Below are 20,497 nucleotides of genomic sequence, written 5' to 3'. Positions count from 1 at the left end.
AATGTTTCAATTTGACCATCTTGTTCACTTTGTTAATAGTCCAGTAGAGGCAATAGAACAGTTTCGCGATGTTGGCTTACACGCAGTTGAAGGCGGTAAGCATGAGAGTCTAGGTACATATAATTCTCTTAGTTATTTTGATTTAAGTTACATAGAATTGATCGGTGTCTATGACAAAGAGGCAGTAGTGTCCTCCTCTGATATGAAATATAGCTTAAGGGAAACATTGAAGAACGATCAATTCGTAGAAGGATTATCAAGAATCGCGCTGCGTTCCAATGATTTAGAAAGTGTTGCGGAGAGGTTTCGTCAACTTGGATTGGATGTATATGGCCCACACCCAATGAGTAGAAAAAGACCCGATGGAAGTGTGGTCAGCTGGAAGCTATTATATGCAGGGAAACAGGGAGAAAAACTAGATTTACCATTCTTTATTGAATGGGATCAAAAAGACGAAGAACGCAAGCACGATTTAATAGAGCGATCTGTCATCGCAAAGCATGAAAAAGGTGACATTCATTTATCATATGTAGGATTTGCTGTTCAAAAGCATGATGAAACTGCAAAAAAATGGGCTAATTATTTAGACTTGCAGGAAGGAGAAACCTTTTTTGATTCTTCATTGAATGCTACTGGGAAAAGGCTGCATGTAAAGGGTGGAGATATTGTTTTATTTAGCCCGAATGGAGAAGGCCGTGTATCTGACATTTTAAATGAAAGAGGAGAAAAGCCATTTTTAGTCCAATTTAGCGGTGCCGGACAGGATGAAGAGGTCCAAATTTCTAAAGCAATCTATAGATTTTCAAAATAAATGAAAGATAAGGGTGGGGACCTATGAAAAAGCGCACATCAAACTATATAATCGGAATTCTATTACTGGTTGGTGTATTATTCATCACTGGTTGCGGAAAAGAAAGTTCAGGTAACGCTTCAAAAAATGGAGATAAAGAGATTACGATTGGCTATCAAAAAGGGAATACACTACATATTTTAAAAGAATCTGGCTATCTGGAAGAAACCTTGAAGGAAAAAGGGTACAAGGTGAAATGGGAAATGTTCACTCATGGCGGAACCTTGTTAGAAGGATTATATGCTGGTGCCATCGACTATGGACATGCTGCTGACGGTTCCGGAATCTTTGCTCAAGCCTCCGGCAAACCACTTGTATATGTAGGGGCAGATGCGCCAAATCCTGAAGGTGTTGGACTGATGGTTTTAAAGGAATCCGGAATTACTTCTATTGAACAGTTAAAAGGGAAAAAGATTGGAGTTTTAAAAGGTGGTAATCATCATTATTTAGCGGTACTGGCGATTGAAAAGGCCGGTCTGTCGGTTGATGATGTGGAATGGGTATATCCTGAGGATGCCGCGCAGGGAAGATCCATTTTTGAAACGAAAAAAGTGGATGCATTAGCATCCTATGACCCATTCTTTGCTGCAGCTGAGGTTGAATTAGATACAATCACTTTTACAGAAAATGTGGATTATCAATATCCCAATCGTACGTTCTACTATGCAACACCAGACTTTGCGAAAGAGCATTCAGATTTAGTTGATCTTATTTTAGAAACAACGGATAAATCAGACAAATGGGCAAATGAAAATAAAGATGAAGTAGTCAAGATTATGTCCAAGGCATTGGGGATTGACGAAAAGATCGTGAAAAAGCAGCTGGATCGTCGAACCTTCGGAGCAACGAAATTGACCCAGGAGATTGTGGATACACAGCAAAAACAAGCTGATAAATACTTTGAAATTGGTTTGATACCGAAAGAACTTGATGTTTCTAAAGATATGCCAATCAACTAAAAAGGAATGAAGACAATGAATCATAAAATAGTTAGGAATATGGAGCCTTGGATTATTCCAGTTATTATCCTGATTGTCTGGGAAGTCGTCGCCAGATTAGAAATCGTTAATGCTTCCCTTTTTCCTGCCCCTATTAGTGTATTAATTAGTGGATGGGAGTTACTCGCGAGCGGTGAATTGGTCACTCATATTGGGGCAAGCTTAGGGCGCGCTGTTGTTGGAATGGTGATTGGAGGACTAATTGGTTTTGCGCTTGGTATATTTAATGGCCTTTCAGACCGCTCCTACCGTTTAACAGATACGAGCATTCAAATGCTACGTAATATACCGCACTTAGCATTATTGCCGCTTGTCATTGTTTGGTTGGGAATCGATGAAGGTGCAAAAATATTTCTGGTTGTATTAGGTGTTTTGTTCCCTGTCTATGTCAATACGTTCCACGGCATTCGTAATGTAGATCCAGGATTAGTTGAAATGGGGAAAATGTATAAATTAAAGGGATGGAGATTATTTAAGGAAATTCTTCTGCCCGGTGCACTTCCTTCCATATTCGTTGGTTTACGATATGCTCTCGGTGTAATGTGGTTAACCTTAATCGTTGCTGAAACAATTCCAACACAAGTAGGAATTGGCTATCTAGCAACGAATGCAAGGGAATTTATGCAAACGGATATCATTATTTTAAGTATTGTAATCTATGCGTTACTGGGTAAACTGGCAGATATCATTGCCCAATTAGGTGAGAAAAAAGCGCTGAAGTGGAATGTAAGCTACAACAAATGATGAAGGAGGTGGTAAGAGTGAGTAAGCTGGCAGCTGTAAAGTGGGAGAGTCAGAAAGATATAGTTAATGATCAGGCGATTCAGATTGAAATCAATGACGTTAGCAAGCAATTCGGTGACAAAGAGGTATTAAAAAATATAAAGCTAACCATTGAAAAAGGAGAGTTTGTAGCCATCATTGGGAAAAGCGGAAGCGGAAAAAGTACGCTTTTAAGACTTGTCGCAGGACTAGAGACTTTAACGAGTGGGGAACTGCTATTTAATGGAGTAGCATCCAATCAATCAACCGCCAATGTGACGATGATGTATCAGGATTCAAGATTATTACCTTGGAAAAAAGTTGTGGATAATGTAGGGCTCGGTCTTGATGGGAATTGGCAAGTAAAAGCAGAGGAAGTCTTGGATGCAGTTGGCTTATTATCGTTCAAGGATCAATGGCCGTCTACCTTATCAGGAGGACAAAAACAACGTGTCGCTTTAGCACGTGCTCTTATTCATGAACCATCTTTACTTATGCTGGATGAACCATTAAGCGCTCTTGATGCATTTACAAGGCTCGAAATGCAAAACTTAATCGAAACCCTTTGGCAGCGTACTGGATTTACTGCTCTACTCGTCACTCATGACGTAAGAGAAGCCATTCGTCTGGCAGACCGCATCATTCTCATACAGGATGGTTATGTATCAATGGATGTAAAAGTCGATGCACCTAGACCGCGACAATTTACAGACAATAAGTTAACGTTATTGGAGGATAAGGTCCTGCAGCGGATTATGCAGGGGGAGTAGGAAATATTTTGGGGAATTAATTTGAGTGCTAAAGAGATAAACCGTATAATCAAGCGACTAAAGTGTAGAACAATATAAAAATGCTATTATATTAGTTACTGTAATATAGATTTCCCCAAAAGTTAGAGTTGAATTCTGACTTTTGGGGATCATTTTGTTTGGAGAGTCTTCTTCTACTTATCTTGTATCATCATGTAAAGCTCTGGAAAGTAACTTAAACCAGAAGCTGTATGTTGCTGTTTCTCTTGGTTAATCAGTCTAGAACGTGGAATATCAGAAAAACAGGTTTTTGACTGGTGCGTATATTCGGTATATCTTCCAGCACTGTATGCCAATTACTATGCAGTAATCTGTTGTTATGTCCTGGATAGTTAAAGTGCTTTATCCTGACTCTTTACATCCTCATTAAGTGCATCGTATTTGATGACTCCGTTTTCAGCCATGAGGATATAATTGTCTGGATTGGCTGGGTTAAGCAGGAACACAAGGTATTCCGGTCCCAGTTCACCACTAAGTTTAGCTATTGAGTCAGCCAGATAGTTCCAGTCGTCCTTCGACATTTTACCGGTTAAAATCATTTCCATTTCCACAATAAAGTTCGGATCGGTCGGCAAGATAAGGAAGGCTTTTAATTGTTCATTGTACTCCACCTTGGCAATTCCTTGATAAGCGTCCTGAAGGATTGTCAGTGCGACTTGAGGGTCAATGGACCCCTTTTGTACTGGGGGAGGGGCTTCCTCTTTAGGCTCCACGGCTGGGGGAGTTTCTTCTTTAGGTTCCTCAATTGCAGGTGCCTCTTCTTTAGGTTCTTCTTTAGGCTCCTCTACTGCGGGAGCTTCCTCTTTAGGTTCCACTGCTGCAGGAACTTCTTCTTTAGGCTCTCCCTTCGGCTTAACTACCTCTTCTTCACCACAAGCAACCAACAGACCAACAAGACCAGCAAAAAGAATCAGTTTTTTCAAGCTATATTCCTCCTTCTGAAAATACGTTATTCAGATAGGGGTTGTTTTGCTCATCACTTTCGACTATTTCGGAACTGCTTGTTTAAAACATTTTTAGCTAGATGCTTCATATAAGAGTGTTCGTGAAAGGAATAACTGATGAGAAAACAGAGTATTCTAATTCAAAGTGATTTGCTACTAACGGCCTTCTTTTAATAAAAGTAGTATAATATTGTTTGGTAGGTGATGAAATGGATAAAAAATTGGAGAGACGCAAGAGGATGGTTCAAGCTGCTAAAGAATTATTTGCAGAGCATGGTTTTGAAAAAACAACCATGCAGAAAATTGCGGATGAATCTGGTGTAGGGGTGGCAACTCTATTTCGTTATTTTCCAAAAAAAGAGCATTTAATTATTGAAGTTATAAAAGAAGTCATAGAACAACAGGTACCTATTTTTGAAAAAATTATAGAATCTAACAAAACGGGTATAGAAAAGATGGATGACGTGCTAACTGCTTATATTATGTATATAAACGAAGAAAATAGCATATCATCAAAACTGTTGGAAGCTTTCGAAGTTTATATTGCATTTATCCAAATTGAAGTTGGATTGCTAGAAGAAATACATAAGGCCTACGGGAAAATTAGCGGCATCATTTTAAAAATTATTAATGAAGGTAAGAAGGATGGAAGCATACAGCTTTCACAAACCAATGAAGTGATTATAAGTACGATCATGAATATGTTCGGAACTGCTGTAAAGAAATATTCATTATATTCTTTAATACCAGAGGATGTTTTTATCGCTGCTCCTAAAAAGGAAAATTTGATTATAGTAAAGGACATAATTCTATCATACTTACAAAAAGGGGAATAATAAGGGTTCTTTTTTTGAGATGTATGGTCCATTACCAGCTTTACTATAATATAAGGAATAATTTATTTTAAAACTCGTCATTATATGATGAGTTTTTTTCGTTGGAATAGGGATAAAAGAGAAATCAGCTGGTAGCCTGAGAGTAACATTAAGGAAGGTTTTATTTATTATCGAACGCTAAATTTTATCATTTTTTAAACTGTATAGTTTCTAGGCAGGTGATTAAAATCATTGGAAGATAATATTTATTACGATTTCTAAACTATGAAAATAAGAAAAAAGACGCGTAATTACGTCTTTTTTCTATCTCTTTAAGATAAACGGTCTAAAATGTTTATTTTACTGTATTAATTTCCAGTAATTTATCCACAATTGCATCTGTTAGTTCCTGTGCTGTCTGGGGAACAAATTTGGTTAATATTTGATTGACCATTGCACCCATCATACCGCCAGCAGTGATATCAAGATGTCCTGACATTTTCGTTGTATTTTCGTCAATGACTTCCGCACGGAAATAGCCACCGCCATTAAAGTTATCAGACAAACCTTTTAGATCAAAAATTACTTCGGATGGTTCATTCCATTCTTTAATATCAATTTGAAGCTTAACTGTCTTTTTCATAAATCCTAAGTCACCCTTGAAAGCCCAAGTAGATTGGCGTTCACTTAAAATTTCATGGTCGATATATCCTGGAACAAGTGGAGCCCATTTGTTCATGTCATGAACAAATTCCCAAATTGTATGAATATCTAATGGTACTTCAACTGTATGTGTTCCTTGTGGCATGATCTGCACCTTCCCGTTTCTGTATGATTGTTTTATATGGTTTTTGACGTAATTGAGTTAAAAAATTTTTGTTCCATTTATATTATGAATTGGCTGCGTGCTGTCCAGCTAAGAAGCCAAATACCATAGCAGGCCCGATTGTTCCGCCTGCACTTGGATAAATTGGACCAAGTGGATTTCCTGAAGCATTTCCGGCAGCGTATAAACCTTTAATCGGTTCCCCATTAAAGTTAACAACTTGTCCATTTTCATTAATTTTTGGCCCACCATTCGTACCGAGTGCACCTAAATAGATAGGTAATGCGTAGAATGGACCTTTTTCGATTTTGCCTAGATTTTTCTCAGGACTTCCGCCGCCATTTGTAAGGGCTTCAAATTGTATCGTGCCGCGGTGGAAATCAGGGTCTTCACCTTGCTCACAATATTCGTTCCATTTTTGAATCTCCATTTCTAAACCGTCTGGATCCACACCAATTTTTTCAGCCAGCTCGCGAATAGAATCAGCTTGATCTACCCATTCCGGTGCAGGGTCACCAGGTGCCATTGTAATAATGAGTTCGCTATCTTTTAGCTGTTGGTCAAAAATCATCCAGTTAGGTCCTTTGTTTGGAAACTCTACTTTTACTGGATCATAATTAAAGAAAGCTCTTGGCATATCGTTATAGGTTGTTCCTTCATGGACGAATCGGCGTCCGTACTTATTCACGATGATTGAGTTTGGACCATTACGGCCACCACCAAGCTGCGCCATTACATTATCTTCATATTCAAATGTTGGATCCACCATTGCTGGATACCACCATGCTTCACTCATATTTTCAAGTGCAGCGCCAGCCTTCATAGCCATCAAGAGTGCGTCTCCTTCGTTACCAGGAGGTGTGACTGGATGAGTGAACTCTGCTTTTAAGAAAGCTTTGACTAATTGTTTATTCCATTCAAATCCGCCTGATGCAAGGATGACTCCTTTGCGTGCAGCAAAACGTAGAATTTCACCATCTTTTGTTTCAGCGACGATTCCAACTACTTGTCCATCCTCGTCCATAATTAGCTCTTTGCCAGCTGTTTCTATTAAGGTTTCGACACCGCGATCCAAGCATGCTTTAAATAAAGAAGCAACTAATGAACGACCCATAGTAACAATATTATTTTGCATACGCTCAGCCACTAACTGGAAGTCAATTCCTCCAACGGCTCCGCCTTCTTCTAATGTCAGAGGAGGGAAAATTGGATTTTGACGAACTAATGAACCCCATTCTCCAATCTCATTTAAATCAAATGGAGCTGGGTCTAATGAACGTGTCCCATGTTTTAGTGCCTCATCCATACGTGCGTAATATTCAGGATAAGATTTTGGAGAAACAAATTTGACGGGTGTATGATCATCCAAAAACTTAATGATTTCATGTCCTTTATCTACAAAAGTTTCAATCATAGAATCATCTGCTCGGCCAAGTGCTAAGCGTTTTATGAAATTTATAGCATCTTCACGATTATCTTCATACCCTTTTTCTTTCATATAATGATTAAGTGGAATCCAAGGAACTCCACCTGAAAAAGCAGTTGTTCCACCGATTTGATGGGTCTTTTCTAACACAAGAATCTTGGAACCGCTTTCAGAAGCGGCCACAGCAGCTGTCAAAGCGGCGCCACCAGTCCCTAAAACTATTACATCTACTTCTTTGTCCCAATTAGTAGGTATTTTACTAGACAAAAAATCATCCCCTTTGCCATTTTTGATAGTGACACTATCAATAAATTGATTATCACCGATAATTCTAATTATTTCAAGTTATTTGTCCAATTTGTGAAAATAATTAGAATAAGACATATATTGGGATGCCATGAAATATATCTTTTTGGTTATATGATAGAAGGAATGTTAAAAGGGTAAGTGGTATAACCATGAACTAAGGTTGTTTAAATGGTGAATAGGTGAAATTTTAAATGATAAGGATAGGGGGCCTGAAATGAATAAGAAGCGGATTATATGCTATCTAAATACTTGGGAAATTTAAGGCGTCTGACTCCAATCGAGTTAAGGAGCCTTTTTGTTTTTTCTAGAGATTTAAAGAAATTAAAACTGCGAAATATTGTCGTCTGACAGGTGAAAGGAGAGAATTTGCCGAATTTATCATAATAGGTTTTTATCGATAATTAAGGAACTGTATTCTTATCATCAGCCTACTTGTTAAAATAGCAGTTCCTAAAGGGGAAATGAAATATAATGACTGAAAATTGTAAGCTAGGGAAAATAGAAATATTTTTACCGGATGCATCTATTTCGTATTTCTTTATTGATGAGGATTTAGCTGAATTGTTTAAAGTGGAAACAAATAATGAGGCAGCAAAACTCCTCCGTAAGACAGTAAGAGAGAAGGTTGAACCCAAGATTTACAAGCGTATTGAATTTGATTATGAATCAAGTGCAGTTACAGTGCGAACTTCTCATGCAGAATTGATGCTGGAAATAGCAATCATCATAAATGAACTTACTGATGTTACTTTATCCGAGGAAGAAAAAAGTGCGGCCAAACATCAATTACTTTCACATAAAAGACCAAAGAAACAAAAATGGAAAGTGGGAGACATATTTCAAATCCCTTTAGATAATGGTACATATGCTTTTGGGCAGGTAGTATGGAAAAGCTATACACACCCAGTTTGTGGGTTATTTGATTTAAACCACTCCGAAGCTCCAAGCTTAGAAGAAATTATAATTAATCCCTTTATTTCGATACTCTCACTAACGCCGACTTCATTAGATAATCACAATTGGAGGGTACTGGGAAATAGGAGTGTAAGAATTCAAAAGGAGGAAGTTCCTGAAGAATTTAACGGTTCCGAATGTAGAGGTGCCATGAACTTTACAAGCGGTGTCCTTGAGGATTTAGCGAACGCATTCTACGGAATCACGCCATGGAACGTCTTTGCTGATGAGGATTATCATGACAAAATCCTGTTGCCAGCCGTTAAACGACCTTTAACTGCTAAGGTGTTATCAGCAATAGAAAGACAGATTTATCGAAAAGAGAATGGGTGGGATGAATCATAATCCAAGCAGTGCGAAATTCAATTTATATAAGCTTAGATAGTAGATAAGTAAATGAGGTGGGACAGTGGGGGTTTTTATAGACATATATTCAGTTAAGCACATTGGATCAGAGAAATATGCCAATAATTTTTTTGATTTAATGAACAAAAATGGGTTGAATATAGAGAAAATCGGTTTATTTGAACCGGTCAAAAAGCCTTTTTCAATTGAAGAGGCCATTGACATGTGGGCGAAGGAAGAACCTGGAATATATGACATAACAGCTGATAAAATGATTGGAAAATCAGGCGGTATGTTAGGGAAGGGTAAAGGATATTGGTTTGATACTCATTGGTGGGTGCATCCGACAGAATTAAGTTTAAACTACCTAACTATTTATTTGAATAAAAAAGTATTTAATCAAATAAAGGATGATATATTTCAATTATTTGAAGAGTTAGTGGATGGCTTCGATGCTATCTATGGCTATGTAACTGAAGATAGAGCAGAGGAAAGGCAGCATATTACTGGGACATTGAAAGAAAGAATTCCAGGTGTCTTTTGGCTTAATTACTTTTCTCAGGTCTTTGTAGAATACTTGAATAATGGAGGTTCACTTTATGAATTTCCCTGGTAAAAAGTAAAATCAGTTACAAATGAAGGGATTATCACTCAATTAACTAATCATCCCTTTGATCAAACCATAGTCGCTTTGGAAAATAAAGCACAAGAACAATTTGGGTTGAGTAAGTTCAATGGAACTGCAAAAGATTATCCTAAAATACTTATGCTGTAGGTATAATCAAACCAAAATTATTAAGTATTTGGGATGAACTAACCCGTTATATCTAATCATCTATACACAACGGACGCCAATCTTGTAAAAATATTTAAATTTATTGAGCCTGTGCTTGTTATTTAATTCATATTCAAATATAATTCCTCTGTTAATATATTAAGTATTGTGGAGGACAATATGAATTTAAAAGGCAAGAAGATTTATTTAGCAAGTGGTTGGTTTAACGATAATCAGGCACAGCGACTTTCCAAAGCAGAAGAAGTTCTGAGAAATATGGGCTTTGACGTATTTAGTCCAAGAGAGCATCAATTTAAGGAATATGTGTACAATACACAGCCTTGGAGAGATGTAGTTTTTAAGAATGATGTAGACCATGTAAAAGATGCAGATCTCATTTTCGCGATATATGATGAAACGGATTCTGGGACAATGTTTGAGATTGGGTTAGCTTATTCAATTGGTAAACCTATCTTTGTCTTCCACGAGAAAGAAGAATATTGCAACTTAATGATCACAGAATCATTGCAAGCTTATTTTAAAACGTGGGAAGAAGTGCAGAACTATGATTGGACTACTTGCCCATTGATTCGTTTTGAAGGAGAAGTAGAATAAGCATTTTTGCTAAGTAGTAAACTATTAATAATATGAATATCATTTAAATAAAAGCTGGTCTAAGACTGGCTTTTTTTATTTATGAAGCAAAAATATCATTCGCTATTTTCCCAAGACATTTGAAAGAACAAGATGAAACTTATGTCTGCATTATCGTTAATTTTCAGGAAGTAGATGATTAATATGGAGTATTAACATGATGTCCTAAAAATAAATTTCAAAAAGATAGAGGGAATAAATCTACAAGTAGATTTATATGAATGAATTATAAATGAAGAAAAGTTTAGAGAGAGGGTGGGTCTTGTTAAATCAGATTCTAAATACACAGCTAATCCAGTTTAAGGATCATTTGAAAACATGGGAAGAAGCTATTCGATTAGCGGCTGCTCCTTTGATAGAAAATGATTCTATTGAACAGACGTATGTAGATAAAATAATCAGTACTACGAAGGAACTAGGTCCTTATTATGTACTTGGCCCAAACATTGCTTTGCCTCATGCAAGACCTGAATTTGGTGTTAAACAGATAGGATTAAGCATTCTTGTCATGAAAGAACCCGTATGGTTTTCGGATAAAGAGCATCATAAGGTTCAGCTAATCATTGTACTGGCAGCAGTGGATGAGCACTCACATTTGGAAGCACTATCTGAATTGGCAGCTGTCTTAGGTGATGAAACGAATGTGAATCAACTGATCCATTCCAAATCCAAGGATGAATTTTTAAAGCAATTATTTTCATTTATACAATAGGAGGCAGCATGATGAAAATATTAGTTGTCTGTGGAAACGGGTTAGGAAGCAGTTTTATTGCAGAAATGAATGTAAAGAAAGCTTTGCGTGAAATGAACAGGGAGGCAGAGGTAGGGCATACCGATTTAACATCCGCCAGGGCGGAGACAGTAGATTACTATATTGGTTCACCTGAAATCATGGAACAGTTAGAGGGAAACGGCAGAAAAGTCATTCCGCTCATGAATTTATTCAACGTCGAAGAAATCAAAGCTGTTTTAGAAAAACACCTGGAGGAAATATAAAATGGATTTGATTGTAGATATATTAAGCACCCCAGCGATTTTGGTTGGATTATTTGCTCTGATCGGTTTATTACTGCAGAAAAGACCAGCTACTGAGGTTGTATCTGGAACATTGAAGACAATTATGGGCTTCCTGATTATTGGTGCTGGAGCAGCTGTCATAACGGGTTCACTCAATTTTTTTGGGAAGATGCTTGAGAAGGGCTTCGATATTGATGGTGTTATCCCGAACAACGAAGCGATCGTGGCGATGGCTCAAAATGCTTTTGGTATGGAAACAGCTCTAATCATGCTGTTAGGTATGATTGTTAATATCCTCTTAGCTCGCTTCACTCCTTTTAAATATATATTCTTAACAGGACACCATATTATGTTTATGGCCTGTTTGTTAGCAGTCGTATTATCAACAGGCGGACTGGATGGAGCAGGATTAATTATAATTGGCTCTATTATTCTAGGATTATTAATGGTTTTAAGTCCAGCCCTTCTACAGCCATTTGTTAGAAGGATTACAGGTAATGATGAGATTGCAATCGGTCACTTTGGTTCATTCGGATATTGGGTTGCTGGAATGGTAGGTAAAGGAGCGGGGAATAGAGCACAGTCAACAGAAGCGATACGAGTACCAAGAAGTTTAGGATTCCTTAGAGATACATCCGTCGCAATCTCTTTAACTATGTTAGTTATGTTCTTTATCGTTGCGATTGCTGCTGGTCCAGCTTATATTGAAAATGAGTTAAGCGGCGGTCAAAACTTTATTGTGTTTTGCATTATCCAAGCAATCACGTTTGCTGCAGGTGTTTATATTATTTTAGCGGGTGTTCGATTATTATTAGCGGAAATCATTCCTGCCTTCAAAGGGGTAGCGGACAAAGTTGTGCCTTATGCTAAACCGGCATTAGATGTACCAGTGGTTTTCCCTTTCGCCCCTAATGCAGTCATTATCGGTTTTATTTTTAGCTTTCTCGGAGGTATTATCAGTATGTTTTTACTTCCGCTATTTGGCTTGACAGTAATTGTTCCCGGTCTAGTTCCACACTTCTTCTGCGGAGCAACAGCTGGTGTATTCGGAAACGCTACCGGCGGAAGAAGAGGAGCTATGTTAGGTGCATTTGTTAACGGTATTCTAATCAGCTTCCTGCCAGCATTATTATTACCGGTGTTAGGAGACTTAGGTTTTGAAGGTACAACATTTGGCGATACCGATTTCGCGATTGTGGGTATTTTCTTAGGTTATTTAATGAAACTACTTATGTAAATGAAAATTATAGAAACCTTCGAAATGCAGAAGAAGGGAATATGAGATGAAACGAAAAAAAGCAACTACATTATAATTTGTAGTTGCTTTCTTTAAGGTTTAGAATGAAAAGTCTTGCGTTGTAACAGGTATTCTGTTGCTGTAATCATCACTAGCGCTTTTTTTGCCCGTTGGTGTGCCATAACGATGTTTGAGCATTTAGCATAAGCTTGGTCTAGTACATTCTTGACCTCTTGCCGTTTATCTTCTGCGATTTTATCTGGAAACCAATCATTCGCAAATCCTGTAATCATATATAATGAAATTACTTTTTCGGGGAATGATGTTGTATCACGATTGTCCAGTTCATCTATTACTCTTGCTAAATTAGTGTTTGATTTGAGCAGGCTGTAATAGCTTGCTATTGCCTCATATAAAGCATCCAGCTCTTGTTTGTGATGTAATGCTTGGAGTGTAGTCACCGCTTCTTCAATCGTATCAAACCAATCATTTATCCCTGAAATTAAACAGCCGGTTTGAGGGTCTGCTAACCCATATCCACTCATCACTTCGCAATCTGGATAATGCTTCAACAATTCACTTTTTGTCGTAAATATATCACCGTAATAGGCGTCTCCTAATGTATCGTATACTTTATTGGCATAGAGGTGGATCAGATTTCCCTCTTTCATTTCCACTACCACTTCTAGCTTCTCCATCTTTCATTCCTTCTTTCCTATAGGTTTTAAATAGGATCGCAGCTATATTGGAAATTTGTTTTATAAGTATGTATCAAAAAAGAAAGGTTATATATTAACTTTACCTTCTGTTTAATTGTTTTGTATAGAGACAAAATATTACTAATAGACTGATTCTTTAAGAGAATCGCCGGTGCAACTAACTAGTTAGGAATTATAGAGAAGTAGTGAAATTTAATGTAAATATGTGGTTAAATGAATGGGGAAAGGGGTTAGGAACATTCTTCTACTCAAAAAATAATGTGGGGTAATATCTATATTTAAAATTACAAAGGATCCGTCTGGAAAAACATACCTTGAGCTTATTGAATTGGCTTTTGATATATGTGTTGAGTTTCATTTAGTTCTTAGAAAGGATATGGGAGACTTATCTAAATTTGACCCCATTCTACGAAAGTTTGATCCATCATTTAAGCTTATGAAAGAGCAATCTGAATGGGCGAGTAACATTTTAGGAGATAATCAAACTGCAAAAGTATACTATTTTTCCACAGATGAACATGCTAAAAAAACAGTTTTGGAACTATCCAATTCTTTATTTGGTTGGGTTTTCCCTAACTTACCAGAAGATTTATCATTTTTTAAAGAAGGAGAGGACTGGCTAGCAACTAATTCTCATGAATCAGAGTGCTATATAATGACATCTGATAAAAATGAAATAGCCAAAATCAATGCAATTAAAGGTTTAACTTATGAAATAGAAGAAGATTGATGTCCATGAAAAAATACTTTACTTCTTTAGCAGAGCCTAACGAAGGCACTTAGCTATTTACAAGGGGATGAGTCTAACCGGAAAACAAAAAAAGGCTCAAACCCCTGATGCCATTGGGCTTAAGCCTTCCTAAAGTGTATGATCCCGACTGGGTTCGAACCAGCGACCCCCACCCTGTCAAGGTGGTGCTCTCCCAGCTGAGCTACGGAATCACAATACTATATAATTAACAATATTTAATATAAAGGGTAAGTCAGTTAAAGTCAAGATGAATTTTTGTTGCAGGATCTTTCTTCCATATAGGGACACAAAGTGATCCTTTAAATTTAGGGGAGGAACTTAACCTCTATCCACACTTAATCCTCATGAATCTCATCAGAGAACCTCCAGATTAAAGTCTGTAATAATCATCACCAAGATCTGTCTAGTAATTGCTGATTATGAACGCAAATTTTGTCATTCGGTTGGTATTTTTTGTATTTATTAAAAATTATAAAATTTTTCTGTTAATTCGTTTGACAGAATTTACTAAAGATGATATTTTTAGTATACATTAGTTCTTTATAAAGAACTCATGACTATTGATCTATGAATTATATGGAGAAGTTTGAAAGAACAGATTGTAATTTGGATTATATCTGTCACATAGAGATGTAATTCAATACAATATAAGGATGACATGGGCCCTGTTTTGCTCTTGTTGTTCTAAATAAAGAACATATACATAAGGGGGTGAAGGAATGAAAAAAGAATGGCAAACACCAAATCTTGAGGTTCTTGATGTAAAAATGACTTTTGATGGTGGAGAAGTATACGGCGGTAAAAAAGGAAGCTGATTGTACAGAAAAGGAAAAAGCCCTTATACAAATTTATCGTATAAGGGCTTTTTTAAAAATTGGAGTGATGAAGTTGGTTCAGGCATTGAAACAGATGGTGTACCAAGCGTTTGGATTTACAATCTCAAGTGAGATGAAGCTGCCAGAGTTAATTCAGATTGAAGAATCAAAATCTCCATTAGATATCGTCATAAAATATGAACATTTAGCAGATGAATGGAACTGTGCTCAGGAAAAAGAAAAAGGATACTGGGTTCAAGACAATCGTGTTTTATTTGAAATTGATCAGGTAGCCATCTTTGCGGTTGATTCTGGTAAAACAATCAGCATTTCACCACATCTTGATTCAGATGAAGATGAAATTAGGCTCTATGTATTGGGGACATGCATGGGAGTTATTCTGATGCAGCATCAATTGTTGCCTTTCCATGGAAGTGCCATCGTATTGGATGGTGAAGCGTATGCCATTGTTGGCGAGTCAGGTGCCGGAAAATCAACACTTGCTTCAGCCTTCATGAATCAGGGATATAAACTGTTAAGTGATGATGTTATTCCAATATGTTTTACCGGGGATCGACCCATGGTCATTCCATCCTATCCATCTCAAAAGCTATGGCAGGAATCATTGGATCATTTTGGAATGAAATCCTCGAATTATCAACCTTTATATGGAAGAGAAACGAAATTTTCAGTACCTGTAGGGAAAAGTTTTCTACAAAAATCTGTTCCGCTCGCAGGGGTCATTGAACTGTTGCCAGTTGATACGAATACGATTGGCATTACTCCGGTTAAAGGGCTGGAACGTCTTCATACCTTGTATAAGCACACGTATCGTAATCTTTTTTTGAAACCGCTTGGCTTAATGGATTGGCATTTCAGGCGTTCCGCTGAATTAAGTAATCAACTGGCAATCTATCAGCTGAAGCGACCAATTTCAACATTTACGGTTCATGATTTAGTCAAAATAATTAAAGAGGTAACCGAAACGGGGAAGGGGAGTAAACAATGAGCAAGCCAACAGAAATGATTGACGCCAGGAAATATGTCCAAAAGGATGGCAATGTAGTCAGTGATATGGACGGGGAGAAAGTGATGCTAAGTGTCCGTAATGGTAAATATTACAATCTCGGTGAAGTTGGAGGCTTAATCTGGGAACTGATGAATGAACCTAAGTCAATCAACGAGCTTGTGGATCGGTTAACAGAAGAGTATGACGTTAGCCCTGAAGAATGTGAAAGTCAGGTTCGTTCATTCCTGGATATGTTGAAAAAAGAAGAATTAATTGACTAAATCATTACTTCCTAAGGAGTTTTGTTTATGAACCTCATTCAGAAAGCTCGAACCTTACTGTCCTTAGATAGTAAAACCTTCATGATGTATGTAGAAGCTTATTGTTCCTTAGGAGTAGCCAGGATACAAAAGAGTTTGCCCTTTTCAAAAATTGCGCCTAAATTGGGCAGAAAAATGGAAGAGACACCATTAACCTATGTGCCAGCCCATGCTGAAATCCTGGAGTCAGTGTCCAAAAGCTTGGAGACGATGAGCAGATATACGTTTTGGGAAAGTAAATGTCTTGTTATGGCGATTGCAGGAATGAGAATGCTGGAGCGGCGCGGTATTGAAAGTACTCTTTATATGGCAACAGCAAGAGATAAGGATGGAAAGATGAAGGCTCATGCCTGGCTGCGGAGTGGATTATATTTTGTAACTGGGGCCAATGGGAAGGAAGGATACACAGTAGTGGGAACCTTCGCGAAAAGAATGGGGGATCAGAAGGAGGAAAAATGATGGATAGACAACCTTTGCACATGACCGGTTTTTCCAAAGAGCTGAACCTAATGCTCGCCTTGATTAAAAATGATAGGGACTCCGTAAAAATTTTATTAAACAGTTCAATCAATTGGTATGTATTTCTGGAGGTTGTGAAACAGCACCGATTGTTTCCGATTATTTATATAAAATTAAATGATGGGTTCGGTAAGGAAATTCCTCGGGAAATACTGGCGAAGCTTAGAGGCCTTTATCAACAGAATACCTTTCAAATGATGAAAATGAGTGCAGAAATGGAACATTTATCAGATTGTTTTCAAAAACAGGAGATTCGTTGCTTGTTTCTGAAGGGGCCTGCGCTTGCACATCAGCTCTATGGGAATTTAACAATGCGTACTTCCAATGACCTTGATGTGTTAATTTCCCTTAAGGATTTTAAAAAGGCAGATGCCATTCTGATCGAAAGAGGATATGAAAGAGATGAATATAAACGTTCTGTTTTAGGGGATTGGAAATGGAAAAACCATCATGTGGAATATATGCATCCCGATACTTTACAAAAGGTAGAGCTTCATTGGAAGCTGCATCCGGGCGGAGCAAAAGAGCCAAGCTTTGATCAATTATGGAATCGGAAGCAAGCCAGTACTTTGACAAAAAAACCAACGTATTTACTTGGTACAGAAGATCTCTACTTATTTTTATTGATACATGGAGCCCGGCACGGTTGGTTCCGGTTACGCTGGCTGATTGATCTGGCTGATCTGTCGAAGCAAATCACAGATTGGCGATTGATTAAAAAGATGAAGCAACGCTATCAGGTTTCACATATCGCTGGTCAGGTTGGATTGTTGGCAGAAGAATTGTTAGACACGAAGCTTCCGCTTTACGGCCATGTGACGGAGCGGTCGTATCGGTTGGCTGAAGATGCCCTGTTTTTAATCATAAACGAGATTGATATTCATGATGATAGACTTTCGAGGCGGTTTCGCAAAAGGGCTGATGACTACTATCAATCTATTATGACGAGAAGGCAAAAGGCCTTTCGATTTTACGGAGCGCTGTATCCTTGTATTGATGATGCCAAGACATTGCCATTGCCAAAATCGCTTCATTTCTTATATTTTCCGCTGCGACCGTTTTTGTGGATGTGGAGGCAGCTCGTTTAGTTAGGGGAGATCACGGGTGAAATCATTATGGATATTTATCCAAGAATTAAGAACGTATTCAGGTAAAATTTTATATGTGAATTTACTTGGTATGGTAATGGTTAGTTTTATAGAAAGCATTGGTATTCTTCTGCTCATTCCGATCATTGAGATGAGCGGCATGCTTGGCCAATCAGGCAAGTCATTGCCCTTTAGTGAACTATTTTCAGTTGTTGATGAGATTCCTGTCTTCATTGGATTGGCGATTATTTTAGTTATATACGTACTAATTATTACAGGACAGAACTGGATTCAAAAGAAATTAACGATTCAAAACAGAATGATCTACGTGGGATATACCAATCATATGAGATCAAAAATATATCAGTCCTTGCTTTGGGCTGACTGGTTGTTTTTTTTGAAGAAGCGACGTTCTGATTTATTGAACAGCTTAACGGATGAATTGAACAGGGTGAGCGTGGGCATCAGTCAGTTTTTACTTCTGGCTACCTCTGTCGTTTTTACGATTATTCAAATTGGAATTGCATTGTGGTTGTCTCCTGAAATTACATTTTTCGTATTATGCTGCGGGGCCGTGTTGGGTCTGTTTTCGAGAAGATATATTAAAAAGTCAGAAGCAATTGGAAATCAGACAACAGAAGTCGCCAGATCCTATTATGGTGCGATATCCGATCATTTGAATGGTATGAAGGAAATTAAAAGTAATTCATTGGAACATACGATGAATAACTGGCTAAGCGATTTCAATGACCGATATACACATGAACGCATGCAGAATGCAAATGTACAGGCACAATCTCAATTTTTTTATAAATCCTCACAGGCTTTGCTAGTTGCCCTTTTTATCTATTTATCTCTTAATCTGTTTCATTCTGCACCTGAAGAATTGCTAGTGATTGTTTTAATTTTTTCAAGATTATGGCCAAGGTTTACAGCGATTCAGTATAGTATGGAACAAATTGCATCAGCCCTTCCTGCCTTTGACTCATTAATAAAGCTGATGGAGGATAGTCGGTCTTCCAGTGAATCCCCTGCAGAACAAGGGAAGTTCTTTCATATTGAAGGGGATCTTACTTGTCAAAATGTCTCCTATCGCTATCAGGCAGAATCGGAGACCTATGCATTAAAAAATATCAATCTCACGATCCCGTTTCAATCTACGACAGCCATTGTCGGACGATCCGGGGCTGGCAAAAGTACATTAATAGATTTGTTAATGGGTCTATTAATAGCAAATGAAGGCAAAATTTTTATTGGTGATATTGAAGTAAATGAAGAGAACAGATACTTATTCAGGCAAAACATCAGCTATGTCCCACAGGACCCATTCCTGTTTAATGGAAGTATCCGGGATAATTTTATGTTAATTTGTCCAGAAGCAAAAGAGGAGGATTTATGGGAAGCGCTTGAATTTGCTGCAGCCTCTCAGTTTGTTCGTAAATTGCCGAATGGACTGGATACATTAATAGGAGATCGGGGAGTTCGTCTCTCTGGTGGAGAAAGGCAAAGGCTTGTGTTGGCAAGAGCGATTCTTAGAAAACCATCTGTACTCATTTTGGATGAAGCAACAAGTGCACTGGATCAAGAAAATGAATCCAAAATCCAGGATGCGCTCGATCGATTAAAGGGTAAGATGACCATCATCATTATTGCCCATAGGCTGTCAACAATCCGCAATGCAGATCAAGTACTAGTTCTTGATGAAGGAAGGATTGTTCAGACCGGGCGATACAAGCAGCTTGCCGCTGAAAAGAAAGGAGTATTCAGCCATTTGCTTGGCTCTTAAAGCATTTTTCTGGAATTGTAGGAGGAGTATAGGATGGCAGTGAGAAGATTGGGGGGAGTGGAATGAATCCTGGAAAGTCAAAAGAAATCAATGTACGGGAATGGATCAGGGTTTTAAAGAAAAGGTTTTGGATAATTGCCATTTTTACAGTCATTACATTTGTTTGTGGTTTATTCTATATCAAATGGTTTACGACTCCACTCTATCAATCTTCAGCAACGATTATCATCGAAGCGGATGCTGACCTCAGGAATACTCTTCAGGTGATTATTAAAGACTCGAAAGTTATGGAAAAAGTAGGTCAAGATCTGGGTCTTTCGATAAGTCCGGAGAATTTGGCCGCGAAGATTTCCGTAACGAGTATTGATAATTCACAGGTAGTCAATATTGGTGTGGTTGATTCTAATCCTGACCAGGCAGCTGCCATTGCTAATACAACAGCTCAAGTATTTAAAGAAGAAGTGCCTAGCATTATTAATTTTGATAATGTTCATTTTCTATCAGAAGCAAAAGAAGATCCAACTCCTATCAATGAGAACCAAATGAAGCTAATCATTATGGCAATAGGTCTGGGAGTGATTGCCGGGATAGGAATTGCTTTTTTGCTTGATACACTTGATCATTCCATTCGCAGTACAGAGGATATAGAGAACTTGATTGGAATCCCTGTGGTTGGAAGGATTTCGAAGATTCAACGAGTAAAAGGCAGTTCAATAAGCACACAACGACAAAAAGCCAAGGTTAGCCACAGGGGTGAGAAAGTTTAATT

23 protein-coding genes and 1 tRNA gene are annotated in these 20,497 nt (G+C 37.8%); 19 read left to right on the top strand and 5 right to left on the bottom strand.

Annotated features, from left to right (window positions below):
* The first annotated feature begins 1 nt into the window (after position 1).
* Genes AC4D4B_RS08765 through AC4D4B_RS08750 form a run of 4 tightly spaced genes read left to right on the top strand, consistent with a single transcriptional unit; the run spans position 2 to position 3,380 of the window.
* Positions 2-811 carry a VOC family protein gene (locus AC4D4B_RS08765; protein ID WP_490999688.1) on the top strand — a complete coding sequence of 270 codons (810 nt, stop codon included), beginning with the start codon at positions 2-4 and terminating at the stop codon, positions 809-811.
* 23 nt (positions 812-834) lie between these two features.
* Complete coding sequence (locus AC4D4B_RS08760; protein WP_490995364.1) at positions 835-1,809, top strand: aliphatic sulfonate ABC transporter substrate-binding protein; 975 nt, start codon at positions 835-837, stop codon at positions 1,807-1,809.
* Between the two features lie 15 nt (positions 1,810-1,824).
* Entirely contained in the window at positions 1,825-2,592 is a 768-nt protein-coding gene (locus tag AC4D4B_RS08755) for an ABC transporter permease subunit (protein ID WP_490995363.1), read from the top strand.
* Positions 2,593-2,618: 26 nt separating this feature from the next.
* Positions 2,619-3,380 (top strand): ATP-binding cassette domain-containing protein, encoded by a 762-nt coding sequence (locus AC4D4B_RS08750; RefSeq protein WP_490995675.1) that lies wholly within the window; start codon positions 2,619-2,621, stop codon positions 3,378-3,380.
* 371 nt (positions 3,381-3,751) lie between these two features.
* Here the strand turns inward: AC4D4B_RS08750 and AC4D4B_RS08745 are convergent, their stop codons facing one another.
* A complete protein-coding gene (locus AC4D4B_RS08745; RefSeq protein ID WP_490999687.1) occupies positions 3,752-4,342 on the bottom strand; it encodes a hypothetical protein in 591 nt (196 codons plus the stop codon).
* Positions 4,343-4,572: 230 nt separating this feature from the next.
* Here AC4D4B_RS08745 and AC4D4B_RS08740 point away from each other — a divergent pair, with 230 nt between their 5' ends.
* Positions 4,573-5,199, top strand: coding sequence for a TetR/AcrR family transcriptional regulator (locus tag AC4D4B_RS08740; RefSeq protein WP_490999686.1), 627 nt, complete (start codon positions 4,573-4,575; stop codon positions 5,197-5,199).
* 334 nt (positions 5,200-5,533) lie between these two features.
* On the opposite strand, the gene AC4D4B_RS08735 is transcribed toward AC4D4B_RS08740, so the two are convergent.
* The gene (locus tag AC4D4B_RS08735; RefSeq protein WP_490995360.1) at positions 5,534-5,986 is read right to left on the bottom strand and encodes an SRPBCC family protein; all 453 of its coding nucleotides are present in this window, start codon (positions 5,984-5,986) and stop codon (positions 5,534-5,536) included.
* A gap of 82 nt (positions 5,987-6,068) precedes the next feature.
* The gene (locus AC4D4B_RS08730; protein ID WP_490999685.1) at positions 6,069-7,697 is read right to left on the bottom strand and encodes an FAD-binding protein; all 1,629 of its coding nucleotides are present in this window, start codon (positions 7,695-7,697) and stop codon (positions 6,069-6,071) included.
* 513 nt (positions 7,698-8,210) lie between these two features.
* Between AC4D4B_RS08730 and AC4D4B_RS08725 the strand changes: the two genes are divergently transcribed.
* The 6 genes from AC4D4B_RS08725 (at position 8,211) to ulaA (ending at position 12,721) form a co-directional block, all read left to right on the top strand.
* Positions 8,211-9,038: an Imm26 family immunity protein gene (locus AC4D4B_RS08725; protein WP_490999684.1), complete on the top strand. Its 828-nt coding sequence runs from the start codon at positions 8,211-8,213 to the stop codon at positions 9,036-9,038.
* Between the two features lie 64 nt (positions 9,039-9,102).
* Positions 9,103-9,654 carry a hypothetical protein gene (locus AC4D4B_RS08720; protein ID WP_490999683.1) on the top strand — a complete coding sequence of 184 codons (552 nt, stop codon included), beginning with the start codon at positions 9,103-9,105 and terminating at the stop codon, positions 9,652-9,654.
* A 339-nt stretch (positions 9,655-9,993) separates the two neighbouring features.
* Positions 9,994-10,428, top strand: a complete 435-nt coding sequence (locus tag AC4D4B_RS08715) for a nucleoside 2-deoxyribosyltransferase (RefSeq protein ID WP_066101231.1) — start codon at positions 9,994-9,996, stop codon at positions 10,426-10,428.
* A gap of 301 nt (positions 10,429-10,729) precedes the next feature.
* Entirely contained in the window at positions 10,730-11,179 is a 450-nt protein-coding gene (locus AC4D4B_RS08710; protein WP_490999682.1) for a PTS sugar transporter subunit IIA, read from the top strand.
* 8 nt (positions 11,180-11,187) lie between these two features.
* On the top strand, positions 11,188-11,463 hold the full coding sequence (locus AC4D4B_RS08705; RefSeq protein ID WP_490995354.1) for a PTS sugar transporter subunit IIB: 276 nt from the start codon (positions 11,188-11,190) through the stop codon (positions 11,461-11,463).
* A 1-nt stretch (position 11,464) separates the two neighbouring features.
* Positions 11,465-12,721: a PTS ascorbate transporter subunit IIC gene (gene ulaA, locus AC4D4B_RS08700; RefSeq protein ID WP_490995353.1), complete on the top strand. Its 1,257-nt coding sequence runs from the start codon at positions 11,465-11,467 to the stop codon at positions 12,719-12,721.
* A gap of 92 nt (positions 12,722-12,813) precedes the next feature.
* Here ulaA and AC4D4B_RS08695 read toward each other — a convergent pair whose 3' ends face one another.
* A complete protein-coding gene (locus AC4D4B_RS08695) occupies positions 12,814-13,419 on the bottom strand; it encodes a hypothetical protein (protein WP_490999681.1) in 606 nt (201 codons plus the stop codon).
* A gap of 349 nt (positions 13,420-13,768) precedes the next feature.
* Here AC4D4B_RS08695 and AC4D4B_RS08690 point away from each other — a divergent pair, with 349 nt between their 5' ends.
* Positions 13,769-14,170 (top strand): stage III sporulation protein AH, encoded by a 402-nt coding sequence (locus AC4D4B_RS08690; RefSeq protein WP_490999680.1) that lies wholly within the window; start codon positions 13,769-13,771, stop codon positions 14,168-14,170.
* Positions 14,171-14,309: 139 nt separating this feature from the next.
* Here the strand turns inward: AC4D4B_RS08690 and AC4D4B_RS08685 are convergent.
* Positions 14,310-14,382 (bottom strand) — tRNA-Val (locus AC4D4B_RS08685).
* A 528-nt stretch (positions 14,383-14,910) separates the two neighbouring features.
* Between AC4D4B_RS08685 and AC4D4B_RS08680 the strand changes: the two genes are divergently transcribed.
* The 7 genes from AC4D4B_RS08680 (at position 14,911) to AC4D4B_RS08650 (ending at position 20,495) form a co-directional block, all read left to right on the top strand.
* Positions 14,911-15,006, top strand: coding sequence for a paeninodin family lasso peptide (locus tag AC4D4B_RS08680; RefSeq protein WP_490999679.1), 96 nt, complete (start codon positions 14,911-14,913; stop codon positions 15,004-15,006).
* Positions 15,007-15,073: 67 nt separating this feature from the next.
* A complete protein-coding gene (locus AC4D4B_RS08675) occupies positions 15,074-16,015 on the top strand; it encodes an aldolase (protein WP_490999678.1) in 942 nt (313 codons plus the stop codon).
* Positions 16,012-16,296, top strand: coding sequence for a lasso peptide biosynthesis PqqD family chaperone (locus tag AC4D4B_RS08670; protein WP_490999677.1), 285 nt, complete (start codon positions 16,012-16,014; stop codon positions 16,294-16,296). Before AC4D4B_RS08675 ends, AC4D4B_RS08670 begins: the two co-directional genes overlap by 4 nt.
* Positions 16,297-16,323: 27 nt before the next feature.
* Complete coding sequence (locus AC4D4B_RS08665; protein ID WP_490995347.1) at positions 16,324-16,794, top strand: lasso peptide biosynthesis B2 protein; 471 nt, start codon at positions 16,324-16,326, stop codon at positions 16,792-16,794.
* Entirely contained in the window at positions 16,794-17,942 is a 1,149-nt protein-coding gene (locus AC4D4B_RS08660) for a nucleotidyltransferase domain-containing protein (RefSeq protein WP_490999676.1), read from the top strand. Before AC4D4B_RS08665 ends, AC4D4B_RS08660 begins: the two co-directional genes overlap by 1 nt.
* Positions 17,943-17,958: 16 nt before the next feature.
* The gene (locus AC4D4B_RS08655; protein ID WP_490999675.1) at positions 17,959-19,728 is read left to right on the top strand and encodes an ABC transporter ATP-binding protein; all 1,770 of its coding nucleotides are present in this window, start codon (positions 17,959-17,961) and stop codon (positions 19,726-19,728) included.
* 62 nt (positions 19,729-19,790) lie between these two features.
* On the top strand, positions 19,791-20,495 hold the full coding sequence (locus AC4D4B_RS08650) for a YveK family protein (RefSeq protein WP_490995344.1): 705 nt from the start codon (positions 19,791-19,793) through the stop codon (positions 20,493-20,495).
* The last annotated feature ends 2 nt before the right edge of the window (positions 20,496-20,497 follow it).

It is taken from the genome of Pradoshia sp. Z6_59, assembly GCF_058267515.1.
This window is presented reverse-complemented; position numbering and strand designations above follow the sequence as displayed.

Coding starts and splice junctions, on each gene's coding strand:
- AC4D4B_RS08760 (WP_490995364.1), top strand. CDS start 835: ATGAAAAAGCGCACATCAAACTATATAATCGGAATTCTATTACTGGTT.
- AC4D4B_RS08705 (WP_490995354.1), top strand. CDS start 11,188: ATGATGAAAATATTAGTTGTCTGTGGAAACGGGTTAGGAAGCAGTTTT.
- AC4D4B_RS08680 (WP_490999679.1), top strand. CDS start 14,911: ATGAAAAAAGAATGGCAAACACCAAATCTTGAGGTTCTTGATGTAAAA.
- AC4D4B_RS08765 (WP_490999688.1), top strand. CDS start 2: ATGTTTCAATTTGACCATCTTGTTCACTTTGTTAATAGTCCAGTAGAG.
- AC4D4B_RS08715 (WP_066101231.1), top strand. CDS start 9,994: ATGAATTTAAAAGGCAAGAAGATTTATTTAGCAAGTGGTTGGTTTAAC.
- AC4D4B_RS08735 (WP_490995360.1), bottom strand. CDS start 5,986: ATGCCACAAGGAACACATACAGTTGAAGTACCATTAGATATTCATACA.
- ulaA (WP_490995353.1), top strand. CDS start 11,465: ATGGATTTGATTGTAGATATATTAAGCACCCCAGCGATTTTGGTTGGA.
- AC4D4B_RS08665 (WP_490995347.1), top strand. CDS start 16,324: ATGAACCTCATTCAGAAAGCTCGAACCTTACTGTCCTTAGATAGTAAA.
- AC4D4B_RS08670 (WP_490999677.1), top strand. CDS start 16,012: ATGAGCAAGCCAACAGAAATGATTGACGCCAGGAAATATGTCCAAAAG.
- AC4D4B_RS08740 (WP_490999686.1), top strand. CDS start 4,573: ATGGATAAAAAATTGGAGAGACGCAAGAGGATGGTTCAAGCTGCTAAA.
- AC4D4B_RS08725 (WP_490999684.1), top strand. CDS start 8,211: ATGACTGAAAATTGTAAGCTAGGGAAAATAGAAATATTTTTACCGGAT.
- AC4D4B_RS08650 (WP_490995344.1), top strand. CDS start 19,791: ATGAATCCTGGAAAGTCAAAAGAAATCAATGTACGGGAATGGATCAGG.
- AC4D4B_RS08675 (WP_490999678.1), top strand. CDS start 15,074: ATGAAGTTGGTTCAGGCATTGAAACAGATGGTGTACCAAGCGTTTGGA.
- AC4D4B_RS08755 (WP_490995363.1), top strand. CDS start 1,825: ATGAATCATAAAATAGTTAGGAATATGGAGCCTTGGATTATTCCAGTT.
- AC4D4B_RS08660 (WP_490999676.1), top strand. CDS start 16,794: ATGGATAGACAACCTTTGCACATGACCGGTTTTTCCAAAGAGCTGAAC.
- AC4D4B_RS08695 (WP_490999681.1), bottom strand. CDS start 13,419: ATGGAGAAGCTAGAAGTGGTAGTGGAAATGAAAGAGGGAAATCTGATC.